Source organism: Methylomonas albis, assembly GCF_014850955.1.
Classification (GTDB): Bacteria; Pseudomonadota; Gammaproteobacteria; order Methylococcales; family Methylomonadaceae; genus Methylomonas; species Methylomonas albis.
In genome coordinates, this window is the sequence record NZ_JACXSS010000001.1 from 3,207,350 (window position 1) to 3,224,795 (window position 17,446).

General features: G+C 53.5%; 19 protein-coding genes. 12 read left to right on the forward strand and 7 right to left on the reverse strand.

Translation table 11 applies throughout. The features are described from left to right. Positions 1–168 precede the first annotated feature (168 nt). From EBA_RS14730 to pqqA, 4 genes are all read left to right on the forward strand, one after another. Positions 169–1,977 (forward strand): PQQ-dependent dehydrogenase, methanol/ethanol family, encoded by a 1,809-nt coding sequence (locus EBA_RS14730; protein WP_192375411.1) that lies wholly within the window; start codon positions 169–171, stop codon positions 1,975–1,977. Positions 1,978–2,012: 35 nt separating this feature from the next. Continuing rightward, positions 2,013–2,900, forward strand: a complete 888-nt coding sequence (locus EBA_RS14735; RefSeq protein WP_192375412.1) for a substrate-binding domain-containing protein — start codon at positions 2,013–2,015, stop codon at positions 2,898–2,900. Positions 2,901–2,907: 7 nt separating this feature from the next. After that, positions 2,908–3,375, forward strand: coding sequence for a c-type cytochrome (locus tag EBA_RS14740; protein WP_192375413.1), 468 nt, complete (start codon positions 2,908–2,910; stop codon positions 3,373–3,375). 135 nt (positions 3,376–3,510) lie between these two features. After that, positions 3,511–3,585: a pyrroloquinoline quinone precursor peptide PqqA gene (pqqA, locus tag EBA_RS14745; protein WP_192377299.1), complete on the forward strand. Its 75-nt coding sequence runs from the start codon at positions 3,511–3,513 to the stop codon at positions 3,583–3,585. 148 nt (positions 3,586–3,733) lie between these two features. On the opposite strand, the gene EBA_RS14750 is transcribed toward pqqA, so the two are convergent. Then, positions 3,734–4,690 (reverse strand): MlaA family lipoprotein, encoded by a 957-nt coding sequence (locus EBA_RS14750; protein ID WP_192375414.1) that lies wholly within the window; start codon positions 4,688–4,690, stop codon positions 3,734–3,736. 237 nt (positions 4,691–4,927) lie between these two features. Here EBA_RS14750 and EBA_RS14755 point away from each other — a divergent pair, with 237 nt between their 5' ends. Continuing rightward, positions 4,928–6,709 carry a GspE/PulE family protein gene (locus tag EBA_RS14755; RefSeq protein ID WP_192375415.1) on the forward strand — a complete coding sequence of 594 codons (1,782 nt, stop codon included), beginning with the start codon at positions 4,928–4,930 and terminating at the stop codon, positions 6,707–6,709. A 149-nt stretch (positions 6,710–6,858) separates the two neighbouring features. On the opposite strand, the gene EBA_RS14760 is transcribed toward EBA_RS14755, so the two are convergent. From EBA_RS14760 to EBA_RS14785, 6 genes are all read right to left on the reverse strand, one after another. Next, positions 6,859–7,014, reverse strand: a complete 156-nt coding sequence (locus tag EBA_RS14760) for a hypothetical protein (protein WP_192375416.1) — start codon at positions 7,012–7,014, stop codon at positions 6,859–6,861. Positions 7,015–7,335: 321 nt separating this feature from the next. Further along, positions 7,336–8,052 carry a YebC/PmpR family DNA-binding transcriptional regulator gene (locus EBA_RS14765; protein ID WP_192375417.1) on the reverse strand — a complete coding sequence of 239 codons (717 nt, stop codon included), beginning with the start codon at positions 8,050–8,052 and terminating at the stop codon, positions 7,336–7,338. Positions 8,053–8,163: 111 nt separating this feature from the next. After that, on the reverse strand, positions 8,164–8,325 hold the full coding sequence (locus EBA_RS14770) for a hypothetical protein (protein ID WP_192375418.1): 162 nt from the start codon (positions 8,323–8,325) through the stop codon (positions 8,164–8,166). 115 nt (positions 8,326–8,440) lie between these two features. Continuing rightward, positions 8,441–8,854 carry a cytochrome C gene (locus tag EBA_RS14775; protein ID WP_225616322.1) on the reverse strand — a complete coding sequence of 138 codons (414 nt, stop codon included), beginning with the start codon at positions 8,852–8,854 and terminating at the stop codon, positions 8,441–8,443. Positions 8,855–8,869: 15 nt separating this feature from the next. Continuing rightward, complete coding sequence (locus EBA_RS14780) at positions 8,870–9,946, reverse strand: metallophosphoesterase (RefSeq protein WP_192375419.1); 1,077 nt, start codon at positions 9,944–9,946, stop codon at positions 8,870–8,872. A gap of 11 nt (positions 9,947–9,957) precedes the next feature. After that, the gene (locus tag EBA_RS14785) at positions 9,958–11,124 is read right to left on the reverse strand and encodes a cytochrome-c peroxidase (protein WP_192375420.1); all 1,167 of its coding nucleotides are present in this window, start codon (positions 11,122–11,124) and stop codon (positions 9,958–9,960) included. A gap of 296 nt (positions 11,125–11,420) precedes the next feature. On the opposite strand from EBA_RS14785, the gene EBA_RS14790 reads away from it, so the two are divergent. From EBA_RS14790 to EBA_RS14825, 7 genes are all read left to right on the forward strand, one after another. After that, positions 11,421–12,086 (forward strand): DUF2076 domain-containing protein, encoded by a 666-nt coding sequence (locus EBA_RS14790; RefSeq protein WP_192375421.1) that lies wholly within the window; start codon positions 11,421–11,423, stop codon positions 12,084–12,086. 355 nt (positions 12,087–12,441) lie between these two features. After that, positions 12,442–12,723 (forward strand): hypothetical protein, encoded by a 282-nt coding sequence (locus tag EBA_RS14795; RefSeq protein ID WP_192375422.1) that lies wholly within the window; start codon positions 12,442–12,444, stop codon positions 12,721–12,723. Positions 12,724–12,760: 37 nt separating this feature from the next. Then, positions 12,761–12,949 carry a hemin uptake protein HemP gene (hemP, locus tag EBA_RS14800; RefSeq protein ID WP_192375423.1) on the forward strand — a complete coding sequence of 63 codons (189 nt, stop codon included), beginning with the start codon at positions 12,761–12,763 and terminating at the stop codon, positions 12,947–12,949. Positions 12,950–13,031: 82 nt separating this feature from the next. Then, positions 13,032–13,817: an energy transducer TonB gene (locus tag EBA_RS24605; RefSeq protein ID WP_192375424.1), complete on the forward strand. Its 786-nt coding sequence runs from the start codon at positions 13,032–13,034 to the stop codon at positions 13,815–13,817. Positions 13,818–13,820: 3 nt separating this feature from the next. Beyond that, on the forward strand, positions 13,821–14,561 hold the full coding sequence (locus tag EBA_RS14815; RefSeq protein ID WP_192375425.1) for a MotA/TolQ/ExbB proton channel family protein: 741 nt from the start codon (positions 13,821–13,823) through the stop codon (positions 14,559–14,561). Beyond that, positions 14,561–14,983, forward strand: a complete 423-nt coding sequence (locus EBA_RS14820) for an ExbD/TolR family protein (RefSeq protein ID WP_192375426.1) — start codon at positions 14,561–14,563, stop codon at positions 14,981–14,983. The genes EBA_RS14815 and EBA_RS14820 overlap by 1 nt, the downstream gene beginning before the upstream one ends. 259 nt (positions 14,984–15,242) lie before the next feature. Further along, on the forward strand, positions 15,243–17,444 hold the full coding sequence (locus tag EBA_RS14825; protein ID WP_192375427.1) for a TonB-dependent siderophore receptor: 2,202 nt from the start codon (positions 15,243–15,245) through the stop codon (positions 17,442–17,444). The last annotated feature ends 2 nt before the right edge of the window (positions 17,445–17,446 follow it).

Sequence of the window (17,446 nt, forward strand, 5' to 3'; positions counted from 1 at the left end):
AATACCATAACTTTTAAAGGGTAGTCTGAAAGCGCTTCACTTCCTTATCGCGCAACAGTTGGATTTTGTACGTCAGTGCGTAGTTGGTCAGTCCATTCCATGTACTAGTGCAATTTGCCAAGCGATATTTCACCTTAACAAGGAGACCATTAAATGACTGTCATAAACATGCTTCATTATAATAAAGAGCCGCACGGAGGCTTAAAAGCGCGATCGACCCCCATCCATAAGGGCGTGGTATTTGCGATGTTGCTCGGCGGTAGCGCCTTGTCCATCGGCGCCGCTGCGGCGACCGGTGCAGGGGCCGACTGGCCAACCGCTGGCGGTACGCCGGAAGGTACCCGTTACAGCGAACTCGCCGACATTAATCCTGACAATGTCGGCCAACTAAAAGAAGAGTTTTCGTTTAAAACCGGTGCCCACGGCAGCCACATGGGCGAACCGCTAGTTGTCGGCAGCACCCTTTATGTTGTCACGCCCTTCCCCAACAAACTGATCGCCTATGATCTTAATAAGGGCGTAACCAAATGGACTTATGCCCCTAAAGTGAGTGAATACGCCAAGGGTGCTAATTGCTGCGGCGGCATCAACCGAGGGGCCGTTTACGCGGAAGGCAAAATCGTCTTCAACCTGCTCGACAATACCACCGTGGCGGTCGACACATTGACCGGCAAGGAAGTCTGGCGTAATCACATGGCGGACCCGCATACCGGTGTCACGATGACGGTAGCCCCGATCATTGCCAAAGGTAAAGTCATCACCGCGTCTTCCAGCGGCGAGATGGGGGTGCGCGGCTGGATTCAGGCCTTGGATCTGAATACCGGCAAATCGCTGTGGCGCGCCTATAACACCGGCCCTGACAAAGATGTATTGATCGGCCAAAACTTTCGCGACAATTCCATTTATTACAAAGATCAAGTAGACCAAGGTGCCACCAGTTGGCCCAACCAAAGGGCTTACCTGCTGGGCGGCAGCGCTGCCTGGGGATACCTGAGTTACGACCCGGAACTCGATTTGCTGTTTTACGGCACCAGCCAACCTGGAGTCTGGAATGCGGATATGCGTTGCGATGCTGCAACATATAAAACAAATCCGCGCAAGTGTGACAACAAATGGGGTTCTTCTATTTTCGCCAGAAAACCCGACACGGGAGAAGCCGTGTGGGCCTATCAGCTTGTTCCGCACGACAGCTGGGACTACGATGCCGCCAGCGAGAATATCGCCGTCAATCAAACGCTGACTATCAACGGTGTTACCCACGAGAAATTGCTGGTTCATTTCAATAAAAACGGTTTTGCCTACACCTTCGACCGAGCAACCGGCGAGGTTTTGCTGGCACCGCAATTCGTCAAAGAAGTGAATTGGGCGAAGGGTGTGGATTTGACGACTGGCCTACCCATTGTCAACGACAACATGCGCGTCCATCAGGGGGCTTTAACCGAAAAAGTCTGTCCGTCTGTACTTGGAGGAAAAGGCTGGGAACCGGCGTCATTCTCGCCGAAGACCGGTCTATTCTATGCGCCGACCTTCAATCTATGCGGCAATCTGGAAGCATTAAAGGCTGAATTTATCTCCGGCGCACCTTACATGGGTACGGATTACAGCATAGGCGCAGCCTCGGATACCAGTTATTCAAGCGACCTTATCGCCTGGGATGCCGTGAAAGGCGAGAAGAAATGGGAGGTTAAAGAAACCAGCTGGATCTATGCCGGTACATTGACGACGGCTGGCGGGGTAGTGTTTTACTCGACCAAAGAGCCGGCACTGAAAGCAGTTGATGCCGACAAGGGTGGAAAACCTTTGTTTACCGCCAAATTGGAATGCAACACTGTCGGTAACCCCATCAGTTTTGCCGGCCCTGACGGCAAACAGCGCGTCGCGGTATTTAGTGATGATAAGTGTGCGGCTAACACCAGCTCCGATGGTGAACACCAAACCGGTAACGGCGGCTGGGTTCACGTATACAAGCTGCCTTAATTGCCATGTCGCACATAGGTACGAAGCGGAGTTATATGCTCCAGTCATCGTTTAAATCGCCAGACGCACTGCGAATTGCTTTCTTAGCCGCCATATTGTCGTTTGCTACGGCGGTGGCCGCGGATAGTGAGTTGCGCGTGTGTGCGGATCCGGACAATTTGCCGTTCTCCAATCAGAAACAAGAAGGCTTTGAAAACAAGATCGCCAAGCTATTGGCTGACGACTTGGGGATGAAGCTGAACTTTTACTGGCAGAAACAACGGCAGGGTTATATCCGTGAAACCCTGGGGGCAAAATACTGCGATGTGATGATGGGTGTACCACACGGTTATGAACGGGTGCTTTCCACCCGGCCCTATTACCGTTCCGGCTACGCTTTTGTCACGGCGCGCGGTCGCCATCTGGCGTTTAAATCTTTTGACGATCCGCGTTTGCACAAGCTGAAAATTGGCCTGCACGCAATCGGCATCGACGGTTCCAACTCCCCGCCGGCCAACGCGTTGGCTCGGCGCGGCATAGTCGAAAATATTGTCGGCTATTCCATGTGGGGTGAAGAATCGATCGATAACCCGCAAGGTGAAATTGTGAGTGCCGTCGCCAAGCAGGAAATCGATGTCGCCATCGTCTGGGGGCCGATCGGCGGCTATTTCGCCAAGCCATTCGGTAAAGCCCTGGTGGTAACGCCAGCGCCGGCCGATGCCGACATGCCGTCGATGCCTTTTGACTTTGATATTTCCCTGGGCGTTAGAAAAGGCGAAGAGGCTTTCGCAGCGCAACTGGAGCAAAGTCTGACGCGTAAACAGCGCGAGATTCAAGACATTTTGACTGCTTATAACGTACCGCTTATCAAACCATTTTTGGGCGCCACTGTATCCCTTTTGGATAGGGATCCGGCGACCTCTCAAACTTCACTCAAGAGGTAAATCAATCATGCGAGTTCTACTGAATATAGTCTCAATCGCCTTCGGGCTAATCCTGTTCGCGGGCGGCATGAGCGCCGCCCATGCGGACAGACCGCGGACATCGTCGTCCAATTCGACCGATTCAAAGGGTTCAAGCACAGGCGGATCGACAGCGTCGACCACGATAACGACACCCCCTACCTGCATTACGCCTACTCAGGACGCGGCCGGCGAAGGACGCAGGGCTTACATGCGGATGAATTGCTACAGCTGCCATGGTGGCGGCGGTCATGGCGGAGCCATGGGGCCTAGTTTGGTTGGCGAGGCGGACGAAACCGGCGAGGCAGTTCTGAATGGCAAAGGCGAGGGAATGCCGTCCTTTAAAAACAATCTGTGTCCCAACGACATTGCCAATCTTAAAGCCTATTTGCAATTGCTGGATACAGGTACAGAGCCGAGCTTTGTCAGGTGGTGGGAACCCAATCCATCCAGATAGGCATCATCGAGTGGACGGTCCGGCTGCGGTCGTCCACCCTTTGCCAGCCATGCTTTCAGGCTATGTTAATCATCAAAGTCTGCAACAAGCTGACAGAGAAACAAAACCTAAATCAATTTAATAGAGGTATACGATATGAAATGGGAAAAACCTTGCTATAACGACTTGCGCTTTGGTTTTGAAGTAACCATGTACATCTACAATCGATAGCTATCGATTAAACCCAACAACGGGGCTCCTTAGTCAGCTAAGGGCTCCGTTTTTTTTGGACTTGCAGAATTCACAGCTTGATCGTGATTTATCGCCGGCAGTCACGCCTGTTCGCGATGGCGCAAAACGAGCAGCCTCAGCCAAGCCGTTACTTCATTATTTTTTTACGTTTTCGTTTGCTTAATTGATCCAGTTTATTCGAGGCTTGCTCAAACGACTTCAACATATTGTCGAAAGCAGTGGCGCTGTCGACTCCGGCAGGCTGAGTAGACGGTGTAGCACCCTCTTCTATCTTGCTGCTGCTGTCTGGCGCAGGCTTGGCCACTTCGGGCTTTTTTGAATTCGGTTCAGCCGAACCCTCAACGGCGCTATCAACATCCAAGTCGTAGCTGGTGACATCATTTTTCCCATCGTTGATCAAATTGCGCCTATATTGCAGGAAGGATTCGCGGGTAAACACATAGGGATCTAAAGCCGCCTCGTTGATAAAGTTTAATGCACCCTCGGCGTTTGCGCGATCATTGATCCCCTCGATAATTCCCGTGCCCGGCACATAAGTACCTGGGTTGGCGGCTTTGTCCAGGATGCCGCCGCCGCCATCGCGAATCGTGGTTGGCCCCATAACCGGCAATACCAAATACGCGCCCTGACCCACGCCCCACACCGCCAAGGTTTGCCCAAAATCTTCAACGTTGTTTTTTAACCCGACTTCGCTCGCAACGTCGATCAAACCACCTAAACCAATCGTGGTGTTGGTTAAGAAGCGCCCGGTATCCGAGGCGCTTTGTTGGAATTTGCCCTGCAGGACGTCGTTCAGCACCACATTAACGCCTTTCAAATTACTGAAAAAGTTATTGACGCCGGTTTCCATGAAATCAGGCGTAATAAATTTATAACCATCGGAAACCGGCTTAAAAAAATATTTATCCAGGGACATATTAAACCCGTACATAGACCGGTTAAACCCTTCATACGGATCATCATATACTGAGAGCTCATCGTGTTTCTCGGTGCTAGCGCATCCTGGCATCAGCAATGCGCTTGTCAATAAAAACACTTCGACCGAAAGTGCGCGGCTTTTGCCTGGATGCAATTGGGTAAACATCACGTAAAAATCCTGAAAGTATATTGTTGCTGGAAGCTCTAAATTTAGGGTTAAGACTTAAGCTCTCCCTGAATTAAAGAATCGATTCGCCATTATAGCCTTTACCTAAATATCGCTAAGCCATCTTCACAGTGTTCCATGCTTTGCATGGCAATTCCACCACCCCGGACTTAAATATCCGCAGCGTCCTGCATATTTGGCTAGACTAAACCCCGTACATCATAGCAAATCAGGCGCATGCGGGAAGAACACAAATCCGAAGACAGAAAGCTGGACATCAACCAAGTGGTCAAATGGTTGCAAGAGGACGGCATGCTATCCGCCAAGGATGTCGAAAAATGCCGACAGTACGCGGTCGCCAAGATCAATATAAACAAGCATCCGTTAAAAGTGTTGGCCGAGTGCGAGCTCACCGATCAAGGCCAGCTTGGTAATTTACTGACTCAGGAAGACTTGACCCAATGGCTGGCAAAAAAGCTGACCATGCCTTATTACTATTTCGACCCGCTAAAAATCGACGTACCCACCGTCACTGCGTTGTTCAGCAAGGCTTACGCCGGCAATTACAATATTCTACCGATCAAGATAGACGCCGATGAAATCGTAGTGGCTACCGCCGAACCCTTCATCCGCGCCTGGCAACTAGATCTAGCGAAAATGCATCAAGGCAAAATTCGCTGCGTGTTTTCCAACCCGGACGAGATCAAGCGCTATCTGGACGAGTTTTATAACTTTTCCAAGTCGCTGAAAGGTGCGCAAACCCATAACGATGGCCGTGCCGCGGAAGGCCAAAATTTCGAACAATTGGTCGAGCTGAGTAAAAGCGCCGATTTGGACGCCAACAATCAGCATGTGGTGAATCTGGTCAACTGGCTGTTGCAGTACGCCTTCGACCAGCGCGCCAGCGATATTCATATCGAGCCGCGCCGCCAGCAAGGCAATGTGCGATTTCGGATAGACGGCATTCTGCACAATGTTTATCAGCTGCCGATGCCGATCATGAATGCGGTGTTGAGCCGCTTGAAGATTCTGGGCCGAATGAATATTGCGGAAAAACGCCTGCCGCAGGACGGCCGGATCAAGACCCAAAATAGCAACGGCAAGGAAATCGAGCTGCGACTTTCGACCATGCCGACTGCGTTTGGCGAGAAACTGGTGATGCGGATTTTCGACCCGGAAGTGTTACTGCGCGATTACGAGCAATTGGGGTTCAACAAACAGGAGCTGGCGACCTGGAACCGGATGACCAGCCAAACCCACGGCATCATTCTAGTAACCGGCCCGACCGGTTCCGGTAAAACCACCACCTTGTATTCGACCTTAAAACGGCTGGCTACATCGGAAATTAATCTTTGCACCGTGGAAGACCCGATCGAACAAATCGTACCGGCTTTCAATCAAATGCAGACCCAGGCCAATATTGGTTTGGACTTTGCCAGCGGCATCCGCACTCTACTGAGACAAGACCCGGACATTATCATGGTCGGCGAGATCCGTGACCTGGAGACGGCGGAAATGGCGGTACAAGCCTCGTTGACCGGACATTTGGTGATTTCCACTCTGCATACCAATAGCGCACCGGCTGCGGTGACCCGCTTGCTGAATCTGGGTGTGCCGGGCTATCTGATCCAGCAAACCATACTCGGCGTAATGGCTCAGCGCTTGATACGGGTGTTATGTCGGCAGTGCAAAACCGCGACAGAGGTAGACGAAGCGCAATGGCAGGCTTTGGTCGCGCCGTTTAAAGTCGCTAGCCCTAAGCAAATTTACAAAGCCGTCGGCTGTAAGTCATGCCGCAACACCGGCTTTGCCGGCCGTATCGGCATCTACGAAATCTTCGAAAACAACCCTGCTCTGCAAAAACTGATCGTGACAGGCTGTGACACACTTTTGCTGCAACGTCAGGCTATCCGAGAGGGCATGCGCCCGTTAAGGCTAAGTGGCGCGGAGAAAGTCGCCGCCGGTATTACCACTATGGAGGAAGTGTTGCGGGTGGCACCGGAACAGATAGACTTTTAAATTCGTCGCAAACCATTTATCGGGTAGCGTCAATGAGCAGGCAAATCACCAATAAGCTCAAAAAGCGCGGAAAAACACCCGGCCTTAATCGATGCGTTGTTTCCCTGCTAAAACCGGCTGGGCCGCTAAAGCAGCTCTTCCAAGCCGGTTTAATCTAAGTGTTTCTTCCGATTTACGTTGATATTGCTGGCAACAGTGGTTGAGGCAAATAATGCCGATGAAATGATAAATTCGCCTGACATAAAACCTATCACACCGGTGATAAACGCCAAACCATTCAAAATATCTTTTTGTAAGTCATTCATTTTTTCTACTCCGTAATAAACACGCTTACACTATAAAATAGATGCGTTTTATTAACAATGCCACTAAATAAGCATGATTTGTTTTACCGGAAGAAACAATTGTAACATTTTCACCATAAACTAACAGTCGGAAACATCTTTGCGTAGCGCTCGGCGACGTCACCGACGTCTATTCACACGGACTCACTTACACTATATGGAAGGAATTAGCGGCAAAGCCGGGAGGATTGCCTGAGGCGAATCAAAGTCGGAAATGCCTTTTCTTGATACCGTGCTGGCGATTAGAAAAGGCATTTGCCAATTTACTGAACGCTATTGCCCTCAATACTCCGCATCGTGAAAAACGCTTTGCACATCGTCCAGATCGTTCAACATATCTAAAAACTTTTCGAACATGGCAACATCGTCGCCACCAAGCGTGGTGACGCTTCTGGGTATAAATTGAATTTCATCCGCTTCGAAATCGATCTCTCCCAATAAATCCATCAAGGCTTGCTTGGCTTTGGCGTAATCGGCGTGGGGGGTAAACACGGTCAACTTGCCGTCTTCGTTTTCAATGTCCGACACATCCACATCCGCGCTCAGCAAAGCTTCCAGCACTGCATCTTCGTCGCCATGTTTAAACGCCAGGATTGCCGAATGATCGAACATATGACTGACCGCGCCCTGCGTGCCGATCTTGCATTTGGTTTTGGTAAAACAGAGGCGCACATCGCCAAAAGTGCGATTAGGATTGTCTGTCAGACAATCGACTATCACCATGCAACCGCCAGGTCCGAAGCCTTCGTAACGGGCAGGCGCGAAATCTTCTCCGCCGCCGCCCTTGGCTTTATCGATGGCTTTTTCGATAACATGGGTAGGCACCTGGTCTTTTTTGGCTCTATCGATCAATCCCCGCAAGGTCAAATTGCCCGAAGGATCTATCCCGCCGGCTTTGGCCGCCATATAGATTTCCCGGCCATATTTGCTGTAAACCTTGGCCTTGGCATCAGCCGTTTTAGCCATGGACACTTTACGGTTTTGATACGCTCTACCCATCCGATTTTTGCTCCCCTGATCGCTTGGCAAAAAGCGCGATTCTACAGATAAGTATTTGCCCTGGGAATTTTTTGCCTGATCTCCAAGCACCGTTAATCAAGTGCAACCGGCTTATTGAACAAAAACCTCAGGCAGGCGGCAGCCGTATTGTTCCGGAAACAAGCGCTGCGCTTCGGTTTCTACCCCTTCTACAATCACCGCATCGCTGGTTTTAACACCTATATTCCGCACGAAGCCGAAGGTAGGCGTTGTGGGCCGTCCATGCTTCGACATTACTAAGCACTAACGCCCCAGAACACACACCAACTGCTCTTTTTAGGCTGATTGATAAACAGCGGGCAGGAGAGGCGATTATTCGACCCCGCGTCACTTAGAGAATCTGTTTAGATTAGTGTTTACCCGGCTCCAACTTCACCCCGCGCCGTTCGTACGTGACATAAGCCTGAATCGCGATCATCTTCGGATCGTCGGCGGCCAAAGGCTGGCCTTCCAGCGGATTGCGCAAACACCAATTGATCATTTCCCACAACGGGATGACCTTGCCTATCTGTTTCTGGAACTTGGGGTAGGTTTCCGGATGGGTGTTGGCGGCGTTGGGGTGGCATTGCGCGCAGACCACGCCGTTGCTGCCCAGCGTTGGACTAGTCCATAACTCTCGGCCTTGTTTGACGCTATCCATGAATTGCTGTTGCCAGCGCTCGGTATCCGCAGTGCTGAATTCGTCGGCTGGTGCCGTCGCCCATGCCAGCGAGCCTAAAACCGCCACCACCAGCATCGATTGAGTTAGCTTTTTATTCGTCATGTCATGCTCCTCTGATTAATAGTGGTTTTGCGGCGGTATCCGGCTGGATTCGGCCTGATAGGCGCGATCTTCGGGATGTTTGGCTTTTGGGTTGAAAATCACCGAGCGTTCGCTGTTGTTGTACAGCGTAAAATTCAGATCGACCCGGCCGTTGGCGACATTAATGAACTGCCAGCCGGTGGCGTCGCGTTCCTGGAACGGGTCGGCACGGTTCATCGGCACGGTTAGTTTGGGTAGATATTGTTCGGTTTGGGCGTAAGTCGATGGATACGGCCAGGGCCAGGCGGTGGCCATTACCGAATTAAAGCTGATGTTGCCGATCTGGTTGTATTGAATCTGGTGCACGTGACCGTAGATCACCGAGACTTTGGCGAACGGTTTTAACAAAGCCTGAATCTGCTCGGCGTCTTCGGTCCAGAAATTCCAGCCCTTGTAAATTTTTTGCAGCGGCGAATGCGAGAACACCACAATGGGCGTGGTCTTGGCGACTTTATCCAGATCGGCTTTCAACCATTTGCGCTGCTCGTCGCCGACCATGAACGGCGAGCCGTTGGGGTTATCCAGACCGGCCATTTCCGACATCCGCTGCTCAGCGGTCGGCCAGCGCTTGTAAGTCCAGTCGTCGTAGGTGCGGATACTGTTCAACACGATGAAATGCACGCCTTTATGATCGAAGCTGTGATATTGCGGGCCGAACAGTTTTTCCCAGTACGCGCCCATGTCCAGGTAATAGTCGTGTTCGCCCATCACGTAATGTACTTTGTGGCTCAGCGCGGACATGATTTCGGCACCGTGGTCCAATTCCGGCTTGCTGCCCAGTTGCGCCAGATCGCCGCCAAACATCACAAAATCCGGCTTGGGCGTTAACAGATTGGCTTCAGCGACCGCGCGCTTCAAGCCCTGATCCCAATTGCGCACGAAACGGTTGCCGCTGATATGCTGGATATGGGCGTCGGAAATATAGGCAAAGGTAAAGTTTTCGGCGGTGTCGGCAAACGCCAGTTCCACCAGACTGATCGGCAAAGTCGTTCCAAGCGCCAAGGCGCCGCCGGTTTTGATAAAGTTGCGCCGGCTGCTGTTGATGATATTCATGACCTTTCTCCTTATTGAGCCGCTGCAGCGGTGGGTTGGGCATATTGGGCGCTGGTCAAAGATTGCAGGAAAGCCACCAGGTCGTCGATTTGCGCGTCGGTCAGATTCAAAGGCCGGATGCCGCCGCTTAAAAAATCGTTGGATTTAGCACTCGCTGGCGTCACGCCGCCGTTGTTGTAATGAATCACCACCTCTTTCAAGGTTTTCAGGCTGCCGTCGTGCATGTAAGGCGCCGTCAAGGCAATGTTACGTAGCGTCGGCGTCTTGAAACCGCCAATATCGGCCAAGGAATCGCTAACGGCAAACCTGCCTAGCTCGGAGGATTTTTTATCGGTGAGCACAATTTTATCGACATCTCCGCCTTTATTTTTTGCATCGAGAAACGCCTGCACCAGGGGCGTGATGTCTTGCTGCACTGCGTTAATGCCTACGCCGATATTGTGGAAGCGGCTATCGGTGAACAAGGCCTGATTCTGTTCGATAACATGACAGGAAACGCAACGACCTTGTTCCAGAAACAGCTTGAAGCCGCGCTGTTGTTGTTCATTCAAAGCCGTTTTATCGCCTTTGAAATAAAACCGGTCAAACGGCGAATTACCGGCCACCAGCGTACGCTCGAAACTGGCGATGGCCTTAGCAACATGATCGATAGTCAGTTTCTGATCGGCTACATCAAACACTTCCTTAAACGTTTTTTGATACTCCACATCGGCACGAATGATGTCCAATAAGGCTTGATGATTGGGCAAACCGCCTTCCACCGGATTGACGAACGGACCTTTGGATTGCGCTTCCAGGCTCGGTTCGCGGCCATCCCAGAATTGCGATTTGTAGTATGCCGCGTTAATTACCGTCGGCGCGTTGCGAGTACCTGTCAGGCCATGATGGCCGACCGAAACGGGCAGATTGTCGGTAAAGGCTTTTTTGTCGTCGTGGCAGTTGGCGCAGCTAACGGTGCCGTCTATGGAAAATCGTTTATCGTGGAAAAGTTTGTCGCCGAGAGTAATTTTGGCGAGCGATTGCGGGTTATCGGCGGGAATGGGGACAGGCGGCAAGCCCAGTAAATTATCTAAGCCGCCACTGCCGGCCTGCACAACCGGCGCAGCAGGCTTGGGCGTTTCTTCTGCCTGCACGGTGGCGGCAAAACCCGCCAACAAGATCATCCAAAGGTGTCGCATAAAAACCTCCTGATCAAAAGGCTAGTAGCCACAAAGGCACTAACCGTTACGAGCTATAACTGCAATCGATACTAGTGTCGGCGAACAGCCTATCCAGCGGGTCGAACGTTACTGCCGGCGATTGTATGCTTCCCCGTCACAGCTTTAAAGAAAAATAGTCGCGGTTAATTATTTCGATCCTTCTATTGAAACTTCCTTAGTGGCACCCAACTGTGAAGGAAACTTTAAAGCCATTTCGAAGTCTTTGCCAATGCCGGTAGTTAGCCGGGTTATATGCTCAGCATAGGAGTTATTAAATGAATTCACAGGAACGCAACCAACTCAGCCAGTTTCTGAGTCAACTGAACGAAGTAAGGCTTCCGAGCAAAGATGCCGATGCTGAAGCGCTGATCGGTGAAGCGGTTGCCAAACAACCCGACGCGGCTTATCTGCTGGTCCAACGCGCATTGTTGCAAGACCAAGCTTTGCAGGCAGCTAAGGCGCAAATCGCCGAGTTGCAGAATCAATTGCAAAACGCTGCGGGCTCGCAACGTAGCGGATTTCTGGGTAACGATCCGTGGGCGCAACCGGTCAATAACAGTGGTACCGTGCCAGGTGCCGGCAATTATCAAGTGCCGCGTGGCGCTCCAGTGCAGCAACAATCGCCCGGATTTTTTGGCGGTGGCGGCGCAGGCGGCTCCAGCTTCTTGGGTAATGTCGCCACCACGGCGGCCGGCGTGGTGGCGGGTTCGTTTTTGTTCCAGGGCATCGAAAGTCTGATGGGACATCATGGTAGCTCTAGCGCTTGGGGCCAGCAAGCTTTTGGCGAGCATGGCGCCGCACCTGAACAAACCGTGACCAACAATTATTACGGGGACGACGCTATACAGCAAGCCAGCAATGATAATAGCCAAAACGATTATTCGCTCAGCGACGCCGACTATAACGTGCCGGACGACAGCGACGATTCCGACTGGATCTAAACGCTTTAATCCCTCATCATGCAGGGCAATCGAACGGATTGCCCTACTCTTCTTCCGCTTCCCTCTGCTAAAAGCCTTGCTAACGTGTCAACGTGACGCGTTATGAGATTCAACACCGTCAGTACTTGAGCTTTGTCTATGCAAAGCGCAAAACAAACACGCCATAAATCGCCGATTTCTGCAAAAACGCCCCAGCTATATGTTGCCCGGAAAATTTTTCCTTGACTTAAAGATGATAATCATTATCATTTGTATCCGACAGTCTTCTCTCGTGCTGTCCTTGCCGCACCTGCACAGCCTCTTAATTTATCCAGTGTGCGGCAATTTACTTAACCCCCAGCAACTCGAGGTCATCATGTTCGAAGATAACTCTAACCGCTTAGCGAACGGCCGGGATGTGGCACAAATTCATGCCGCAACATGTTTGTTGATGACCCAATTCATCAACGGCCACCATAACCCAAAACTGGCACATCTGATTGTTCAGCAATTGGGTCGACTACTCAGCCATCCGGAACTGGAACACAGTGCCTCAAGCCGCGATATGTACCTGCAGCTACTGGAACACTGGCAAACCGTGACCGGGCTGTTGTTGGAGCGCAAAGCCGCTCACCCAGTTGCCGTAGCAACACATTGACCGAGTTCGGTATTTCTTTATCAACCCTTTGCAGCCTATGAATACGCCGTCAAACCAACCATTGGCACATTCGTCTAAGGTCGATGCCTCGGACTTGCCGCAAGGCCGACCGCGTCTAAACAGCCAGTTGCTGTTTGGCACGCAAAACGAAATTGTCATCGAACATCAAGGCGACGAATATCGCCTGCGCATTACCAGTAACGGCAAATTAATTTTGACCAAATAAACCGCAACACCCGACAACACCAGCCAGCCAGCCTCAGGGTAGCCAGCCAATCGTTTTCAGATCCGTTAATCGAGAGGCCTGTATGTTACCGACCGCCAGTTTTCGCCAGCTTGCTTGCCTGGCCCCCATGCGCCTCGTAGCCAGCGACGGGCCACATAAATCGATAGCCACACTACAAAAAGCCGAATACAACGAGCGCGGCCTGGGCTTTCTCATCGCCCTTGGCCTGCATTTAGCCTGGTTCGGCCTCATGCCGAACAGCGAGACACTGCAAGCTATTACTCCGCCGCAACCTATCATGGTGCAGTGGCTAGGCGACACCCAAACCCAACAGGCACCAGCCAAACCACCGGTACAACAAGCCCAGCCAACCCCGGAAAAAACCGTCAGTAAACCCAAGACGCCGCCCAAACCGGAAAAAAAACCCAATCTCGTCTCGACCGCCAGTCACGCACCGGCAGCAATGGCAGCACCCGAACCGACGCCGGAACCGCCTCGACCAGAACCCGCGCCAACAGCCGCAACATCCGCACCTGCCCCGGCACCCAGTTCGGCCAGCACCAGCGAAACCGCATCGGCGCCGATGACCTTGCCCAACCTGAACGCCGACTACTTGAACAACCCGGCCCCGGCCTATCCCAGTGCATCGCGGCAACTCGGCGAACAAGGCAAGGTATTGCTACGCGTGTTGGTCAATACCGAAGGCCAGGTTGAGCAAGTCACGCTGCGTAAATCCAGCGGCCACGAACGCCTCGACCAAGCCGCCCAGGACACCGTCCAAAAATGGCGTTTCGTCCCCGCTCGCCGCGGCGACCAGGTGGTTTCCGCCTGGGTCGTGGTTCCCGTTTCATTCTCTCTCGAAGGATAAATCATGGCACTCAATCAAAGTCTCGACCATTTCCTGGCGCAAACCGACAGTGTCGGCGCCTTCCTGTTCAGCTTGCTGATCATCATGTCGGTCGCCAGCTGGTATTTCATCGTCGTCAAAGCCTGGCACGCCATCCGCATCCGCCGCCGCGCCGAACTGTTTTTACAGAAATTCTGGACCAGCGAGACACTAAGCGACGTAGCCGGCCACTTGCCCGACGGCGCCCAAACCGACCCGTTTTCCAATCTGACCCGCCACGCGCTGGCCGCCTCGCAACATCATGCCCGCCACGGCAGCCACGGTTTGCAACAGGCCGGCTCGACGGCGGAATTCCTCACCCGCTCGATGCGTCGCGTCATCGACGAGGAAACCGCGCAGCTGGAATGGGGCTTAACAGCACTGGCGTCCATCGCCAGCACCGCACCGTTTATCGGTTTGTTCGGTACGGTCTGGGGTGTTTACCATGCCCTGGTCAACATCGGCCAAGGCGGCTTGGGTGGCCTGGATCAAATCGCCGGCCCGGTCGGCGAAGCGCTGATCATGACCGGCTTAGGTCTCGCGGTGGCGATACCGGCGGTGTTGGCTTATAACGATTGCGTGCGCAGCAATCGCTTGTTGTTGGCGCGCTTGGACGGCTTTGCCCACGATTTGTTTGCCTTCCTGACCACCGGCGCCACCATCGCCAACGCGCCAGCCGCCGCTATTGCCGGCGTCGAACTGGCCTTCGCCACAGGAGAACACTAATGGCATTCGGCGGCTTCGATCAAAACAAGGGCGGCGGCCACACCGTCGCCGAAATCAACATGATCCCGTTAATCGACGTGATGTTGGTGCTGTTGGTGATTTTTATGATCACCGCCCCACTGATGACCCATGCGGTGAAAATCGATCTGCCCAAGGCCAGTAGCGTGCCACAGCAGCCCAGCGACGACCCGGTCGCACTGTCGGTGGACGGCGAAGGCCAGTTATTCTGGAATCAGGAACAAATCGACCGCGCGGCCTTAAATCAACGCTTGGCGGAAATCGCCCAAGCGCCGCAGCAACCGGAATTGCATATCCGCGCCGATCAGAACGTACCGTATCACTTTGTCGCCGAAACCCTGGCCGACGCCGCTAAAGCCGGCGTCAGTAAAATCGGTTTCGTGTCTGAGCCTGAGAAAAAATAGCGCGTAAAACCCCGGCGCTTTGCCAACTTGTAAGACCGGGGTCATAGATACAAAAAAATTCGCCGGCTTTGGGATGTCCGGCAGATAGGCCAGGCAAGGATGCCGCCTTGTAATGGTAACGAAGTAAACCCCTGTCTGCCGGACATCCCAAAACCGGAAATACAAAACGTACCCGTTTTCTGACGGGTAACAAACCCGCCACCCAGCCTCCGCCAGGTAGCCATGACTTTAAAGACATTGCTAACCCGACGGAGCACCCATGCCCCAACCCAATTCACGCCGCCGGCAAAAGCCGGCGGATACCCGAGCACTGATAGCGGCGCTGCCGCTGGCCGCCGCGCTGCTCTGCCCAGCGCCGGCCGCGGCAAAGGATACCGACAAGGATTCGTCGGCCGACAAGGACGTCACCCTACCCGTTGTCGAAGTCAAAGACCACAATACACGCCGCGACGTTGGCTTCGTGGCGGCCGCCTCCAGCGCCGCCAGCAAGACCGACACGCCGCTGCTGGAAACGCCGCAGTCGATTTCGGTGGTCACCGACGACCAACTGGAAGCGCAAAACGTCGGCACTATCGCGGAAGCCCTGCGCTACACGCCGGGCGTGCAAAGCGAATCGTTCGGTTTCGAACCTCGCACCACTTATTTAAAAATACGCGGTTTCGACGTGACCGAGACCGGCCTGTTTCAGGACGGCTTAAAGCTGGTCAATCCTGGCTTTGCCGTCAGTTACAACCTGGAGCCGTTCGGCGCCGAGCGCATCGAGATACCGCGCGGCCCGGCCTCGGTGCTGTACGGCCAAGCCGGCGCCGGCGGCCTAGTAAACTTCGTTTCCAAGAAGCCGATCTTCGGCGCCTTCGGCGGCGACATCAAATTCGAGGCCGGCAACTACGACCGCTTGCAAGGCGAGCTGGATCTGCACGGTTCGCTGGACCGGCCCGGTAGCTTGGCGGCCCGGCTGGTGGCCTTGGGCCGCGACAGCGGAACTCAAGTCGACTTTATCGACGATAACCGGATTTATCTGGCGCCATCGCTGACCTGGAAGCCGGATGAACGGACCACGCTGACCTTTTTAAGCCATTACCAGCAAGACCAAACCCAGCCATCGCAACGCTATCCGGCGGCAGGGACCTTGTTCGGCAATCCGAACGGGCCACTGCCCAGCAACCGCTTCACCGGCGAACCGGCCGTTGATCGGTATGATCGCGAACAGTTTTCGGTCGGTTACCTATTCGAACACCGCTTTAACGACAAATTGGCGATACGGCAAAACACCCGCTATTACAACAATACACTGGACGCGCGCAGCGTTTACACGGCGGCACTATTGGCCGACCAACGCACCATCAGCCGCTACTACTACGAAATAGCCGGCCGCGTACAGGGATTTAGCCTGGACAACCAAGCCGAATTGAAATTGGCGACCGGACCTATTGCCCACACCTTGCTGGCCGGCCTGGATTTTCAACATACCGACGCGACCTATGTGTTGCCGTTCGGTCGCGCGCCGAATCTTGATCTGTACGCGCCGGTTTACGGCGCGGCGGTGCCGGCCGCGTCGCCTTACCAAAACGACGTCTCGGTGCAGAACCAGATCGGTTTGTATTTGCAGGATCAAATTAAACTGACCGAGCAATGGCGGCTGACCTTGGGCGGCCGTTACGATCTGGCCGACAGCGCCACCACGGATCGTTTGGGCGGATCGGCCAGCGGCCAGCAGGATGAAAAGGCGACCGGTCGCGCCGGCTTGGTCTATCTGGCCGACAATGGCTTGGCGCCGTATTTCAGTTACGCTACCTCCTTCCTGCCGGCGCTCGGTCGAGACGCCCTAACCCGGCAAACGTTCCAGCCGGAAACCGGCGAACAATACGAATTCGGCGTCAAATACCAACCCAGGTACCAACAAAGTTTCGTCAGCTTGGCCTATTTCGACCTGACCCGCGACAACTACCTGACCACCGACCCGACCAGTTTCCAGAACGTGCAGAAAGGCAGCGCCCATTCGCGCGGTATCGAATTGGAGGGCTTGGCCAGTCTGGATAACGGCCTGAATGTGACGGCCAGTTACAGTTACTTGGATGCCACCGTCACGAAGAGCTCGTTTGCCAGCGAAGTCGGTGAGCACCTGGAGTACGTGCCGGACCACAAGGCCACGCTATGGGCCGATTACACCTTGGCCAACGGCCCGGCCAAGGGCTGGGGCATCGGCGGCGGCGCCCGATACATCGGCACCTCGTACGGCAACAACTATTACGGCCGCAACACCAGCGAGGTGCCGAGTTACGTGTTGTTCGACGCCAGTCTGCATTACACCTGGAAGCAACTACAACTGGCCTTCAACCTGCAAAACGCGCTGGACAAGAAACATGTGACGTCGGCCTTCGATTACGGCACTCCGGCCGACGGCTTCGCCACTTACGGCATGCGCCGGGTGATCACCGGTTCGGTCAAGTACAGTTTCTAAGG

Coding starts and splice junctions, on each gene's coding strand:
- hemP (WP_192375423.1), top strand. CDS start 12,761: ATGAATACGCCGTCAAACCAACCATTGGCACATTCGTCTAAGGTCGAT.
- EBA_RS14750 (WP_192375414.1), bottom strand. CDS start 4,690: ATGTTTACCCAATTGCATCCAGGCAAAAGCCGCGCACTTTCGGTCGAA.
- EBA_RS14760 (WP_192375416.1), bottom strand. CDS start 7,014: ATGAATGACTTACAAAAAGATATTTTGAATGGTTTGGCGTTTATCACC.
- EBA_RS14785 (WP_192375420.1), bottom strand. CDS start 11,124: ATGCGACACCTTTGGATGATCTTGTTGGCGGGTTTTGCCGCCACCGTG.
- EBA_RS14755 (WP_192375415.1), top strand. CDS start 4,928: ATGCGGGAAGAACACAAATCCGAAGACAGAAAGCTGGACATCAACCAA.
- EBA_RS14795 (WP_192375422.1), top strand. CDS start 12,442: ATGTTCGAAGATAACTCTAACCGCTTAGCGAACGGCCGGGATGTGGCA.
- EBA_RS14740 (WP_192375413.1), top strand. CDS start 2,908: ATGCGAGTTCTACTGAATATAGTCTCAATCGCCTTCGGGCTAATCCTG.
- EBA_RS14770 (WP_192375418.1), bottom strand. CDS start 8,325: ATGTCGAAGCATGGACGGCCCACAACGCCTACCTTCGGCTTCGTGCGG.
- EBA_RS14775 (WP_225616322.1), bottom strand. CDS start 8,854: ATGACGAATAAAAAGCTAACTCAATCGATGCTGGTGGTGGCGGTTTTA.
- EBA_RS14825 (WP_192375427.1), top strand. CDS start 15,243: ATGCCCCAACCCAATTCACGCCGCCGGCAAAAGCCGGCGGATACCCGA.
- EBA_RS14790 (WP_192375421.1), top strand. CDS start 11,421: ATGAATTCACAGGAACGCAACCAACTCAGCCAGTTTCTGAGTCAACTG.
- EBA_RS14780 (WP_192375419.1), bottom strand. CDS start 9,946: ATGAATATCATCAACAGCAGCCGGCGCAACTTTATCAAAACCGGCGGC.
- EBA_RS14820 (WP_192375426.1), top strand. CDS start 14,561: ATGGCATTCGGCGGCTTCGATCAAAACAAGGGCGGCGGCCACACCGTC.
- EBA_RS24605 (WP_192375424.1), top strand. CDS start 13,032: ATGTTACCGACCGCCAGTTTTCGCCAGCTTGCTTGCCTGGCCCCCATG.
- EBA_RS14730 (WP_192375411.1), top strand. CDS start 169: ATGCTTCATTATAATAAAGAGCCGCACGGAGGCTTAAAAGCGCGATCG.
- EBA_RS14735 (WP_192375412.1), top strand. CDS start 2,013: ATGCTCCAGTCATCGTTTAAATCGCCAGACGCACTGCGAATTGCTTTC.
- EBA_RS14765 (WP_192375417.1), bottom strand. CDS start 8,052: ATGGGTAGAGCGTATCAAAACCGTAAAGTGTCCATGGCTAAAACGGCT.
- EBA_RS14815 (WP_192375425.1), top strand. CDS start 13,821: ATGGCACTCAATCAAAGTCTCGACCATTTCCTGGCGCAAACCGACAGT.